We start from the raw sequence: 12441 nt of genomic DNA on the forward strand, positions 1-12441 counted from the left end.
ACTGGTGTGATTGCCACTGTAGGAAGGCCGGTTCCGGTGTTCGGTGAAACACTGCGCTCGCAACTGCCACCCGTCAGCGGCGTGCCGCACGGTGTCGGGCCTTCATTCGCGGTGCCGCACGGCGGAAGGGCCCTTCGTACCGTCATTGCATCACCAACACGAGATCACAGATTGGAACGATGATGAATGCCCCTACGCCCCTGCAATTGCGTGCCGGCGGTGCCGTACCGCAGCTGAACAATCCACTGACCGCTGTAATCCGAGTCGTGAACCCGCACTACTCACTCGGTGTCGACCACAAGATCATCACCGGAATACTTGCCGACGCAGGCGACACGCTCACCCAGAAAGCGATCTCATCCAGCAACGCTTCCGACAGCTGGCGGGCCAGCGTCCTCGACATCTTCGCTGACCTCTACGAACGCGCGAACGCCGCGAATCGAGAACTGCTTGTGTACATCAGTGACCGGCACGTCCGCGACATGCTGATCGAGAGCGCAGCCTCATTCTCACAGGCGGTCTTCGCAACCAACCTCTACGACCAGCTCGGCTCCCGCCTCCGCCTGCTCTATGACGCCGCCGGCCAACTCGACGCTCGTACGGCACGAAATCTGGAAATGCGACGGCCGCTGGTCGTTTACACCGATGGCTCGGTCTCGGCGACCAGATTGGGCTGCGGAATGGGTGTGGCAACCGATACCGAACTGCACGCAACCTACAAGCCCGACGCACCCAACACTCCAATCGTCGCCGAGCTTCTCGCGATCGAGCTGGCTCTGAAAACCTTTGCCCAGAAGCACCTGGTGATTCGAACCGACAGTCGAGATGCGATCGGCCTAATTGGGCTGACGCCAACTGAACTCGACGCTCGCAATCGGTGCGGCGAACTGCACACAGATCGCTACATCTCATCGGTCGTACGACGAATCCACAATGCCTCCGCCGGCAGACAAGTCTCGTTCAAGTGGGTCAAGGGTCACGATGGCGATCGGCTCAACGAGGCTGCGGACCGCGCCGCCAAATGCGTGCGCAGATTCAACTCCTACAGCATCGGAAGTTCCGCCTTGACCCAGGTTCTCGACAACATTCGCCATGACATCGCAGCGTGAAAGGTATGTCGGTTATAGATTCATGACAGTAGACACGCTCGCATTTCAGGAAGTTCCATTGCCTGGCGCCAGCAAGAAGACCTTAGCCCATAGAATTCGACTACCAGTCGGACATAGGCGAGAGCCGTTGTGCCGCAGGTCTAGATTGAACATGACTACTCACAGGGGGTTCGATGACCAGCGATGAAAGTGAATTCAACACAGCACTCAACCGCGGGCGCGTCTATGACTGTGCCGCCCAGTTACGCACCGCCCCGCAGGGAACGCCGATTACCGATGCCACAGGCCGACATTGGATCCGCGGTTTCAACGACCCCACCGAACGCCGGTGGCGTCGCAGAAAAGCACCTCGGCTGATCTGGGTCGGGATCGGCGGCGATCAAGACCGGTGCCCATCCTCCGAAATCCCTCTACCTGCCCGACATACCACCACCGAGGCCTTCTGGGCACTCGATGGGCTACCCACGACCCTCCTTGAAACCTCTCAGACACCGTTCTCGATCGGCGCGATTGCCGGAGGCTGGGTCGGCGGCACTGTAGACAGTGCGCAGTGGGATCAGGCCAACACCGCTACCCGCGACTACTGGTTGGGGCTCGGGCTGAGCCCGGTTCCAGCCATACCCGTAGCCGGAGGAAGCGTCGGCGGCACTCCCGCTGCCTCACTGTGGGATACGACTCATGCACGCTCCCGTAATGTTTGGGCAGACACCGGGGAATCCAACACCGACAGGTTGGGCATATAACAGCGGAATCGTGACGATGCTGAACGCCACTTTGGATCGCCTATCGACGCCGATCTCCGCAATACCGACGGCTGTTACCAATCCATTTCCCTCGATGTCGCGGAACGAGCCAGGCGAAAATCCGGCAGCGCACAGCTGAAAGGATCTTGCAGCCAACGCATCCGACTGGTTTCTCGTTTCACGGTGCCTGGAATCCAGTCAATTCTTGTCACCAAACCATGTGCTGATTACCGGCGTCGTTACCACACAGATTCCGGCGATCAGTATGAACGTGACAGCCAGAATCCCCATGGCACGTGTCAGTGTGCCGTGGTTAGCAGGTATGGCGAGCGTAAATGCGTTGGCGGACATCGAAGCCACCAACGCACAAACCGCGATTCTCACCGAGGGACTGCGCTTCCCGACCAATCTCGCCCCGAGGGAAATCGCAGCGGAGGCGTTGATCAAGCGCTACGGCACCGAAGGTGTCTACGAATGCCTGCGCTACCTCGACAGCGACGACCTCGAGGGAAACGCGTACTGGCATATCCAGTCCGTGTTCGAGGAGCTGTACCTCGTCGAGGACATTCCGATACGCACAATGCTGCTCGAGATCAGTACTGCCGCGAAGTACAACGATCAGAAGGCCCACGCGGACGAACTCTTGGACACGCACAACCTGTCAGCCAACGCGCAGGGCGTCTTGAAGGAAACTACGCAGTGAGCCGCGGAGGGCACCCGTGGGCCCTGGGTACATCGATCTCCGTCTACGTTGCGAGGAACTCCCTTCCTCAGCGCGACGTGTAGCCAGGCCCCGTCGACGAGAGCGACATTCGAATCGCGCTGGGTAACCAGATAGTTGAATGCCGGGCCCCTCGAAACGCGGTAGCGGCACGCAGTTCGCCTCCCAGCGACCGCGTCGTCGATTCGATACGCTGCGAACATGCGGGTTGACGGCATCAGAGATGAGGCTGTAGCAGAGGCATGTGACGCTCTGCTGGAGTCGCTCGACGTGCTGCTCGAACGCCTCGCCAATCGAGTCGAATCCGCGCCGGCGGCCGGCAGCGCCGAATGGAAAAACCAGTGGAGTGCACGAGAGTCCGCAGATGGACGCGAGCGACTCCGACGACACCTTCTGGTCAAAATCGCAATCGCCACCGCAGCACGCGTCGATCCCACCCACGACATCGAAATGGCCCGACAAGCCGGAATCCCAGAGGCCGACATCGCGCGCGCGTCCGGCCGGAAGACGCAGCGACGAGCACCACACGGAAACGCAGGTCTCACACCCACCCAGACAACTCTCTGGTAGCGCAGATTCGTCGGCGGGGTCGGTGAATGGCCGGGCGAAGCACTGCAGCCTTACCGGGCCTCGCTCTCTACGCATGACCGCACGACTTCGTGTGGGTTCCCGATCGCTTGAGGCGTTAGTCGCACAAATCAGTCAGAGATCTCCGACGAACTGGAGCCATGCCACTGCCGCACGAATCATGGCAGCAAACGATGGGCCGACAAACAACTCCAGATCCAACATCTCAACGTCCCCTCCGGCATCTATCGGCAGTACCCACCAAGCCAGCATGGAGCGTTATCGAGAATTCCTTGCCTGATGTAGTCCGGAATGAGCCAGGCGGGCATGAGCCACCAGATCGGTGGATAGTCCATCATGATCCCTCTCGCCAGTCTCGCCGGGCATCCCGCACGTCGAAACCCTTAATGGTCTCGGCGTGGATACCCAGCGCGTTCGGCAATCAGACGCTGAAAGTAGACCGTCAACAGCGTTTTCCACACCGACAACCTTAACATTAGCCCGTTAAACTTATGCTCGTGAATGACGATGATCGACAGAAGGCCCTTGAGGATGTCGAGGAACTTGCCCGCCTCCTACACGCGCTCCGTGGACTATCCGTTGAGGTCGAAGCGCTACTTGTGGACGCGATGAAGATCGCTCGCAGTTCCGGACTTAGCCAGGCTCTTATCGCTGAGGCGGCCGCGTTGTCTCCTGGTCGCGTCAGTCAGGTGGTCAAGTCCGAGGGAGCGGTGGTGTCACGATCACATCTACACGACCGCGTATTCAATATCAGCGAATGGCCAGGTGAGGCCTTGCACCCTTACAAAGCCTCGTTCACTGGACGCATGACAAGGCCGCCCTACAGCAAGCGGCGCCCTGCCCCGGCCAGTAACGATCGAATGAGAGATGACCTGATGTAGCGCACAACTATCCACAAGGTCTCAAGTAAAAGGTAGCTAGTCGATGTGCGGGCCAAGAGTTCGTTCCCCCGATTGCCATCTGTAGTACAGAGCAACTCCAAAGCAGGCAGACGACGCGATGAGGAGACCGCCGGAGATACGGATGAAAAGCGCATCTTGAGTAATCAGCAGCACAATCCCGACGACGCCTAATGCAGCACCCGCACAAACTCGGCCAAGCTTCCAGGGTCGTGACCCAAGGCCATTTCGTACCGATGTGGGGTTGCTCTCGTCGCGCCACCAGGCGATCCAACCAACGACGACCAAAGTGCTCCACAAGATCTGGATCCAGTCGCCACCAACAATGCCCTCCACCAGCAGGAAAAGCGCTGCCGCGGATACAGCTGCCACTGCGCTCACTCGGAGATACTTGGATTGAAGCATGACTGAGCTTGGGGCTCGACCGCCTATGTCGTCAATGCCAGTCGATCTCACCCCTGGGGCGCTCTAGATCTCGTACGTGTCCGCTAAGTGTCAGGTAGTTGACAGAGGACACTCTGCGGCGCAGAGTAAAGAAATGACAAAGGCTGAGGATTCGAAATCGGCAGGTACTGATCAACTCGCAGCCCTCGCGATATCAGTTCAACTCAGGCGTCGAGTGAACTCGACGAATCTCTTTGCCTACGGGTCGGGTTCGTTGCTCATAGGTCTTGTGTGGATGTTCGGTGAGAGTGCGAGTCAGAACGGTTTCATCGCACTCGTGGTGCCGCTGACTTTTGGAGGCCTCTGGGCTGCGACAGCGATGCGATCCTCGCGGCTCGGCGTACGCGGATACCGGATCGGGTATGGCGCGCTGTTCCTGTTATCGCTAGCCGCTACGGTCGCCGGACTGCTTGTCGCGTCATCGAATTTCGGTGCCCTGACGTTGCTTAGTGTGGGCTTTTTCTGGCTTGGCTGGCGCGAGAGAAGTCAGCTCGTTTGGGGAATGTCGGCGTTCGGATTCATGCTTGGGCTGGTCACCTCCGCGGCTGCCGTGCGGCAGATTTTCGGAATTGTCGAGACGACACGGTCAATGCAGGTCTCGGCCTACATTACGACCGCATTTGCGGTGGTTGTGATCGCGACGGCAGTCTGGTCAATGCTGGATGAGAACCAAAGGCTCACTTCAATTGTCCGATAAAGGAACAGTAGGGGAGAGTCTCGACGAGGTCGTTCATCAGCGCACTCGACTGTCGATCCTGATGTTGCTGGGCGGTGGCGTGGAGGTCGACTTTTCTTTCCTCCGAACGTCACTCGATCTCACCGATGGAAACCTCGGGCGGCATCTGGACGTCTTGGCGGAGGCAGGAATCATCGCCGTGAGGAAGACGTACAACGGACGAAGGTCCCGATCTTGGATCCGTCTGACGGATTACGGGACGCTCAAACTCGGCCAGGAAGCGCGCATTCTGCGGTCGATCGCGGACCAGATCGACCAGGTCAGAGCACTAAATAGTGATGAAACGTACTAAGTCCCTGCACATTTCGCAAGACTTTTGAACTTCTTTACCAATTCCCGGAAAACCGACCACGCGCGATGGTTTCGTTGTTATGGTCGTGATGTCCCGCCAGAGAACATCATTCGAAGGGAACAAACAATGCGCAGATCACTTGCAGTTGTCTCGCTCACTGCCGCAATCGGTTTGATCGGTGGTCCGGCTCTCGCGCAGCCGGCGGAAACGCCACCACCACCTGGTGTTGGCGCCCCGGCCACGGGGATGTCAACACTCGAAGATCCTGTCATCCAGCCGTTCGGAACGACCTGTATCCAAAATTGCACTGGATATGTCGCGGCAAACATCGAAAGCAAGTCCAGCCAGCAGTCCTTCACCTTCCGGGCGAACTTCATTTCTGCCGGCGGAGTCCAGAATCCCCGCCAGCAAGTACGGATGCTTGGCTTCCAAGGTCAAGTGATCGACGAACAGAACCAGTACGGCGGCGGGCGCCAGTACAGCGGCGAGTTCCGGATGGGCCGCTCCTACCTGACGCCCGTGGCATCGGTCTGTAACACACTGTGGGAGGGCGGCGTTCAGCTCGGTACCGCGTGCACCGGCGTTTGACCCTGCTAACCGTGGCCAGCTGAGATCGAAGTAACTGCTTTGGCGCCAAAGCATTTCACGAAGCACAACGAACAACTCATATACAACAACAAAACTGGGCTAGGAGGACCTGCATCAACGCCGGCGCAGGCGCTGGGCCATCAATAGCAGCGGCCGAACCGTCTCGCTCTCCAATTAGCTCGCCGCATCGATGACCTGAGCGTTTTCCTCCCGTCACGGCGAGCGCGTAAGCGGCGTGATCAACAGTTCTGGAAGGCTCCCTTTTCGGTTCACGAGGCCGGTACCTCACGCAGGGGGAACTGCTCGAAGTCAGCGTCCATCAGCCCTCGTTTTTACGAAAGTGGGTACGAAACCAGTTGCGTCGAGGGAACTCTCGGCTACCAGCATCCGCCTCCATGTCTAGGCGAGAGGTTCCTTCTACTCGAAGTTTCGGCGTTTCGCCCAAAACTGCGGCTCTAATCGCAGACCAATTCGATAACTTCCACCAATCGAACAAATCGAGTGTCGACACAACCCGTACATCGAGAGAGTTCACGAACTCGGGGCGGGTGTAGACCTGGCGCGAGCGGTCACTCGGATCCGTCTTTCGTTCATGATTGACAATCAGTGTCCCGCCGTTGACGGACTCGCTCGGATGCTCGCTCGCCCAGGTGGCGAGGTGCTTCTTGAGATCGCCGACGAGCGCTTCTTTTGCTCTACCGCCCTCCGACTTGACCTCTACGAGATACCTCCGTCCCTGATCATGGACGAGCAGGTCCGCCGACCACGTACCCTTGCCTGTCTCATCCAGATTGAGTATTTCGAGGTGCGCGTCCTCAAACACTCGCGCGACGGCTTTCTCGAGCTCAGTGCCACTCCCGTACAGCAGGCCGTCTCGCATGCTGGTCGCAGTCTCCCTCGCCTCCTCGAGCTCCGCCAGGAGCCGGGCGCACTCCTCCTCGTGCCGCTTCTCCATGTCGGCCAACGCATCCTGGGCTGCGATTTCTCTCGGGGTCTGCCATTCGGGTGCAACTGACCCTGCGATCCTGTACCGGCGGGCGGCCATCGGAGCGAAATGCGGGATCGCTTGCTGAACCAACCAATCGATGATCTGGGTCCAGTCGACCGCATCAGGGATGACGTACCACCGCATGCTGCCGTCAGCGGGCGCCCATGCTGCTACCACGGGATTGCCGAGGGCATCGATCAGGATGGGTTCGAAGCTCCCGCGCGGCGGGCTCGGAGTTTGAGCGCCCGTTGGCGATTCGAAGGCGGTGCCGAGCAACTCCAGGGACCACCACGGTGCGGTAGCGGGGCGGTTGAGCAATCGCAGTCCGAGATCCTTATCGGCGACGTTCAGGCCAGGAGCGAGTATGGGCCAGGCACCGGCCGGAAGCCGCCCGCCGCCGATCGTGCCGCGGGCGTCGGGGAGCAGGAAGGAGCTATCTGAGCCTTGGAAGAGCGATTTCACTGGTTCGGCGCGGCTGGCGGTGCCGAGCATACTGATGACGAGTGCTGGCTCATCTCGCTCGTTTGCTCCGGCTGAGAAGCGTCGAAATTCGTCGGCGCCACCACTACGGTCAAAGATGTGTGGGTCGATCGCGGCCACGCAATCGGCAGCTTCTTGTCCTAGCCACCGCGGCTCAACATCTAGTTGATCCCAGTCGATCGCGGCGGCACTAATCGGTGTCTGCTGATCAGTGTCGTCACCGGTCGCCGAATGCTTCCTGGCCGGTGTGGCTGGTTGCTCGGAGGGAGCTGCACACCCGATGTGCACGGGTAGGGCGGGGGATCGCGTCACCGGTGAATCGTACGGCGGCTCGACGTCGGAGTGGGTCGACGTGGGCGAGTTCTACTCGAGCATCTTGTAGACGGGGTTCGCCGCTGCGGCGACGCGTGTCTCCTGCCCGGCTGCCGCGGTGTAGCGAGACGTCGTTTGAATCGACGAATGCCCGAGCATCTGCCGCAACTCGTAAACCGAGACACCTTGGTCCGCAAGACCGGTGGCGAAAGTATGCCGCAACTGGTGCACCAGAGCTCCGCGCACCTTCTGGTCCTCAATACCGGCCCGGAAGTACGCCCGTTTGGTGCGGTATTGCACCAGCGATCTCGACACGCGAGCACCGTCCGGGCCGACGAACAGGGGATCGGTCGCCCGGAAACGGGTCCACGGTGTGGAATCAGATCGCGCACGTACGCGACCGGTGTGAGGAAAACGGATCGCCCGCGACGCGAGGTACTCACCGAGTACGTCGACCAGGCCAGCTTCGATCGTGACGGTGCGATCCTTGTCTCCCTTTCCTCGCACGCGTACCGCTTTCGCGCCGTTGGCGCCGTCCACATCGCGCAGATCTCGGATGTCGAGGCCGACGAGTTCGGAGAGCCTGCAGCCGGTCAGAAGGGAGGTGAGCACGATCGCCAGGTCACGCTCCGGCCAGGCTCGAGCGTGGGTGTCGTCCGGATCACCCACTGCGGCCAACAATTTCGCGACAGCTTCGCCGTCGAACGACGACGGTTGCCGCTTGGACATCGCCGGCCGCCGAACCGTCGACATCGGGTTGGCTTCGAGGAGATCCTCGGTGCACCAGAAGCCGCACAACGTATTCCACGTCGACCAGCAACGCCGCACGCTCGCCGGAGCGCGGGTTTCGGCGAACCGGGCGAACGCACGGCGCATGTGGTCCTTGTCGAGGACGGCTGTCGTCAGGTGCTCGATCGGAACGGTCAAGTCGGCGGCGAGGGCGTCAGCGATGCCGACGAAATCGTGGCGGTAAGCCTCAGCGGTGTGGGTAGACATGGTTCCGCCCTTGCGCCAGTTCATGAAGGTATCGAACGCGACGTCGAGGGAGGTGCTCACAGTTCGGGGGCCTCTCGTCGACAGCGTGGGGAGTGGGGTCAGGCCCACTCATTTTGCTACATAATAGTAGTTATGTAGCAAAAATGGTGGGAAGGGCTTTCAGCGTGCAGACTAGTCAGCAATCCGCGAACTCCACTGGCCCGGAACCAGATCGGTTCCGGGCCATCAGGGGTCGGGGCGGCTACTTCAACTTCTTGATGTCCTTGCCGTTGAGACTGTACCCACCCTTGAGACGCGTCCCCTTGTCACGAGTGGACGTGCGCAAGATCCGCGCGATCTCCTTCTCGCTGCTCGGGAGCCTCACGTCCTTGGCGTACTTGGCGTACTGCTGCCCCAAGCCGGTGCTGCTGTTGCGGGCAACCGGGTCGCCCCCGAGTCCACCGAGCGCTCCGAGGACACCCACGGTGGCGCCGATCCGGCTCCCGGCCGCCTTCATCTTCTTGAAATCCATGGTGGTCAGATCTCCTTCGGATTGAGCAGAGCGTGGTGTTCGGTCAACTCGTTGGCCTGACGTCCGATCTCGAAGATGGTCGGACTGTCGAAGGCCGGCGCAGGCACTGCGGTGCGGGAGCCGGCGTAGGAGCGGGACGCGCGAATCGCCTTGTCGGCCCTGCTGCCGGTGACCTTCTGCACCGCGGCTTCGGCCGCAGCAGCGAGAGTCCGGTGCAAGGTAGCAAGGACGATCCCCGACTCCTCCACGAGAAGAGCGCGCTGCTTGCCGAGCTGCTGAATGGTCGCTTCACGATTCCCGAGCTGACTCGCCAGATGCTTTACGCGATCGGTCTGATCAGAGCCGTTCTCGTACTCGGACATGTAATTCAAGTAGCCCGCCGTGCCAACGAGAACAGCCAGCAATCCGCTCAGGGTCAGAACCAACGCCAGCGGCGTATCCGCTTCCATCCCTTCGGTGAAGATACGGATTCCCATCACCGACGACGCGAAGATCACGATCGCGGCAAGCGCGATCTGCTCGGCGCGCATCCGTTTGCGGGTCGAATCAGGAGCTCCGAGCGCGGTGTCCGCGTCCTTGAACCTACGGTGCCGGGCACCGCTACGGCCCATGATCTCCGCGAACAGCCAGGTACCGAAGATCGCGAACACGATCGCGGTGCCCGCCCCGACTAACGCCGGCCCGTCGAGATTGAACACCTGACGCAGGTTGACGTTGAGCAAGCCCATCATCGCCAGCAGGAAAACCGGGAAATCGAGCAGCATCAACCGCCGATTGCGGGCCTTGCTGTAATCGCGGTCGATGAGGTGCTCTTTGGAACCCTCCCCGATCTTGCGCGTGACCTGATCACGCATGGTGTCGTGCGCGTCCTGCGCCTCACCCGGGGTGAGCAGCTCCCCGTTCGGACCATGAAGCGACATGATGTCGGCAGCGCAGATCAGCTTGTCGAGCATGTTGATCTGGCCGTACAAGCTGCGGAGCTTGGCGATCAACGGGACAACCTTGCGTTCGACGTCCTTCGCCAACCCCTTCTCCGCACGGCCGACGATCTTCGCGCGCACCGCCTGCTCGCCGAGCGTCAGCTCCCCAACCCCGGGACGGGTGTCGAGGCGATTGCTTTCGGTGACCAGCGCCTGGACGGCGGGGATCTTCGACGCCGGCATGGGGCCGAGACCGAACAGCGAGGAGATCTTCTCCCCCTTCGGAATCGTCACCTCCCCGCGTGAAGGCTTCCCGGCCGGGTCCTCCCACCGGGCGAACTGGTTTTCAAAGTTCTCGATGTCAGTCATCGTGACTGCCCCTTCGACTCTCATATGCTCCGGAGGATTCCGGGGCGATGAGCTAACGAAATCGCCACACACACGGTGCTGTCGTGGGGTTGTGTGCTGTGTGTGCTGTAAATAGATAGGCGGGTACGTGCCTGGTCCGAGAATCGTCTGACCGCCTGTCCGGTCTGAACCTCGAAGGGACGACGTTGACGAACGAGCCAGAGCTGAACTGGACACCAGCGCAGTACGCGTACTCGGCGTGGCTGGAAGCGGCGAGTGAGACTCTCCAGGGGCCAGCTGCCGTCATTCGCGCGATGCAGAAATTCCTGACAAAGAATGAATTACTGCACGGCCTCGCCCTGAAATGGAAAGTCAGAGGCGATGTCGGCAACGACTTCAAGCAATGGAAAGAAGGCCGCAAGCCTTCCTGGAAACCGACCACGCCGGACAACGATGCGTTGCAGCAAGCCCTCATCGCGGTGGTGAGTGAGGTCGTTCCGCAGCCGCCTGAGCGTGTGCAGAGACTCGATCCCGACGGCCGCTGGGGCACGTTCTCGACGGTGTTCTGGGCAGTCCACAACGCGAAAGACGCGTCGCGGACGAGCACGGCAAAGAAGACAGCTGCAGGCGCACATTCGGAGGTCCGCGCCCGCAAGGCCCGTGATCTCACCGCGACGGCCTCTGTGTCGGCGGCCGAACTCGACCCGAAAGCACTGAATCTGGGGTCGTGGATGTTCGACGGCGGAATACCTCCGTACGTAGCGCGGACCGCGGACGTTCAGCTTGCGGAACGGCTCACGGCGATCTCCACAGGTCTCACCGTGGTCGTGGGCCCACCGAAATCCGGAAAATCGCGCAGCGTCCTCGAAACACTCGCCGGTACGGTCCCGGATGCCACGGTGCAATGGATCAACCCCGCCCCTGGGGTCCTGCCTGCGCTGGTCGATCTCCACCGGAAAGAGAAGAACGCCGGCCCTGGCGTTGTCGTTCTCGATGACGCCCAGTTTTTGGGTGTGAACCCGACGGACGGGCTCACCGCGCAGCGGTTGACCGAACTCGCCTCGAGGAGCCGGTTAATCGTCATCGTCCACGAACAAGACCTCGGTATGTGGCGCAATCAGATCAACAACCGCACCGTCACCGCTGACACCGACGTGTCCCGGATCGGTGCGACACCTGAACTGATCGAACTCCTCGACGAACACCGAATCGACTACCAAACAGTCCTCGACGCCTCTGAATTAGTAACAGCCACAGCGCTATTGGACAAGGTAACGTCTTCGGTCGCAGGGCTCGATTTCACCCGCCTGGCCGAAGCACTCGCTTCCGTCGATCACTTCAAATCCGAAGCCACCAAAGAACTCGCCGCCGGCGGTATCCGCGCTGCTCTCATCGAAGCGGCGATCGATGCGACCATTCTTTACCCCACAGGCGCCGACATCGAACAACTCGAACAACTCTGCAAACTGCACTACCGGCGCTTTCGCCCTAATCTTCCCTGGCGAACTAGTCAATTCGACGACGCCTTCGACTGGGCGACAACGGGTTACAAAGAATCTCCCCACGCTATCCTTACCCGCACTCTCGGCAGCGATCAGCACTACCGCCTTTTCGACGCTCTCACCCCAGCACTGCGAACTGCCGATCGCGTACTCCACCACCTGGAGGGGGACTGTCTGAATAACGGTGGATCCGGTCCTTGATTCAACACGCCGAGCTGAGCTTGGCGGGAAGGATCGACGATGACCGAAACACTTGATCCCATG

At 60.4% G+C, this 12441-nt stretch carries 13 protein-coding genes; 8 read left to right on the forward strand and 5 right to left on the reverse strand.

Annotation, left to right across the window (positions count from 1 at the left end; all coding sequences use genetic code 11):
• Positions 1 to 179: 179 nt before the first annotated feature.
• From A2J01_RS20380 to A2J01_RS20395, 4 genes are all read left to right on the forward strand, one after another.
• Complete coding sequence (locus tag A2J01_RS20380; RefSeq protein ID WP_064113450.1) at positions 180 to 1109, forward strand: ribonuclease H family protein; 930 nt, start codon at positions 180 to 182, stop codon at positions 1107 to 1109.
• 173 nt (positions 1110 to 1282) lie between these two features.
• Positions 1283 to 1852 (forward strand): hypothetical protein, encoded by a 570-nt coding sequence (locus A2J01_RS20385; protein ID WP_047269223.1) that lies wholly within the window; start codon positions 1283 to 1285, stop codon positions 1850 to 1852.
• A 322-nt stretch (positions 1853 to 2174) separates the two neighbouring features.
• The gene (locus A2J01_RS20390; protein WP_156519333.1) at positions 2175 to 2555 is read left to right on the forward strand and encodes a hypothetical protein; all 381 of its coding nucleotides are present in this window, start codon (positions 2175 to 2177) and stop codon (positions 2553 to 2555) included.
• A gap of 219 nt (positions 2556 to 2774) precedes the next feature.
• A complete protein-coding gene (locus A2J01_RS20395) occupies positions 2775 to 3143 on the forward strand; it encodes a hypothetical protein (protein ID WP_064113452.1) in 369 nt (122 codons plus the stop codon).
• Positions 3144 to 4078: 935 nt separating this feature from the next.
• Here the strand turns inward: A2J01_RS20395 and A2J01_RS20405 are convergent.
• On the reverse strand, positions 4079 to 4441 hold the full coding sequence (locus A2J01_RS20405; RefSeq protein ID WP_155419153.1) for a hypothetical protein: 363 nt from the start codon (positions 4439 to 4441) through the stop codon (positions 4079 to 4081).
• A 238-nt stretch (positions 4442 to 4679) separates the two neighbouring features.
• Between A2J01_RS20405 and A2J01_RS20410 the strand changes: the two genes are divergently transcribed.
• From A2J01_RS20410 to A2J01_RS20420, 3 genes are all read left to right on the forward strand, one after another.
• The gene (locus A2J01_RS20410) at positions 4680 to 5201 is read left to right on the forward strand and encodes a hypothetical protein (protein WP_058228315.1); all 522 of its coding nucleotides are present in this window, start codon (positions 4680 to 4682) and stop codon (positions 5199 to 5201) included.
• Positions 5191 to 5532, forward strand: a complete 342-nt coding sequence (locus tag A2J01_RS20415; protein ID WP_231915853.1) for a transcriptional regulator — start codon at positions 5191 to 5193, stop codon at positions 5530 to 5532. The genes A2J01_RS20410 and A2J01_RS20415 overlap by 11 nt, the downstream gene beginning before the upstream one ends.
• Before the next feature lie 126 nt (positions 5533 to 5658).
• Positions 5659 to 6120 (forward strand): hypothetical protein, encoded by a 462-nt coding sequence (locus A2J01_RS20420; RefSeq protein ID WP_047269230.1) that lies wholly within the window; start codon positions 5659 to 5661, stop codon positions 6118 to 6120.
• Positions 6121 to 6439: 319 nt separating this feature from the next.
• Here A2J01_RS20420 and A2J01_RS20425 read toward each other — a convergent pair whose 3' ends face one another.
• The 4 genes from A2J01_RS20425 to A2J01_RS20440 form a co-directional block, all read right to left on the reverse strand.
• The gene (locus A2J01_RS20425) at positions 6440 to 7900 is read right to left on the reverse strand and encodes a hypothetical protein (RefSeq protein ID WP_156519334.1); all 1461 of its coding nucleotides are present in this window, start codon (positions 7898 to 7900) and stop codon (positions 6440 to 6442) included.
• A gap of 51 nt (positions 7901 to 7951) precedes the next feature.
• Complete coding sequence (locus A2J01_RS20430) at positions 7952 to 8956, reverse strand: tyrosine-type recombinase/integrase (RefSeq protein ID WP_231915854.1); 1005 nt, start codon at positions 8954 to 8956, stop codon at positions 7952 to 7954.
• Positions 8957 to 9137: 181 nt separating this feature from the next.
• Entirely contained in the window at positions 9138 to 9407 is a 270-nt protein-coding gene (locus A2J01_RS20435; RefSeq protein ID WP_064113456.1) for a hypothetical protein, read from the reverse strand.
• A 5-nt stretch (positions 9408 to 9412) separates the two neighbouring features.
• The gene (locus A2J01_RS20440; protein WP_156519335.1) at positions 9413 to 10696 is read right to left on the reverse strand and encodes a hypothetical protein; all 1284 of its coding nucleotides are present in this window, start codon (positions 10694 to 10696) and stop codon (positions 9413 to 9415) included.
• A 185-nt stretch (positions 10697 to 10881) separates the two neighbouring features.
• Between A2J01_RS20440 and A2J01_RS20445 the strand changes: the two genes are divergently transcribed.
• Positions 10882 to 12378, forward strand: a complete 1497-nt coding sequence (locus A2J01_RS20445) for a hypothetical protein (protein ID WP_064113458.1) — start codon at positions 10882 to 10884, stop codon at positions 12376 to 12378.
• Positions 12379 to 12441 lie beyond the last annotated feature (63 nt).

This window comes from Rhodococcus sp. EPR-134 (genome assembly GCF_001647205.1).
GTDB lineage: Bacteria > Actinomycetota > Actinomycetes > Mycobacteriales > Mycobacteriaceae > Rhodococcus_F > Rhodococcus_F qingshengii.

Coding starts and splice junctions, on each gene's coding strand:
- A2J01_RS20380 (WP_064113450.1), top strand. CDS start 180: ATGATGAATGCCCCTACGCCCCTGCAATTGCGTGCCGGCGGTGCCGTA.
- A2J01_RS20385 (WP_047269223.1), top strand. CDS start 1,283: ATGACCAGCGATGAAAGTGAATTCAACACAGCACTCAACCGCGGGCGC.
- A2J01_RS20390 (WP_156519333.1), top strand. CDS start 2,175: ATGGCGAGCGTAAATGCGTTGGCGGACATCGAAGCCACCAACGCACAA.
- A2J01_RS20395 (WP_064113452.1), top strand. CDS start 2,775: ATGCGGGTTGACGGCATCAGAGATGAGGCTGTAGCAGAGGCATGTGAC.
- A2J01_RS20420 (WP_047269230.1), top strand. CDS start 5,659: ATGCGCAGATCACTTGCAGTTGTCTCGCTCACTGCCGCAATCGGTTTG.
- A2J01_RS20435 (WP_064113456.1), bottom strand. CDS start 9,407: ATGGATTTCAAGAAGATGAAGGCGGCCGGGAGCCGGATCGGCGCCACC.
- A2J01_RS20440 (WP_156519335.1), bottom strand. CDS start 10,696: ATGACTGACATCGAGAACTTTGAAAACCAGTTCGCCCGGTGGGAGGAC.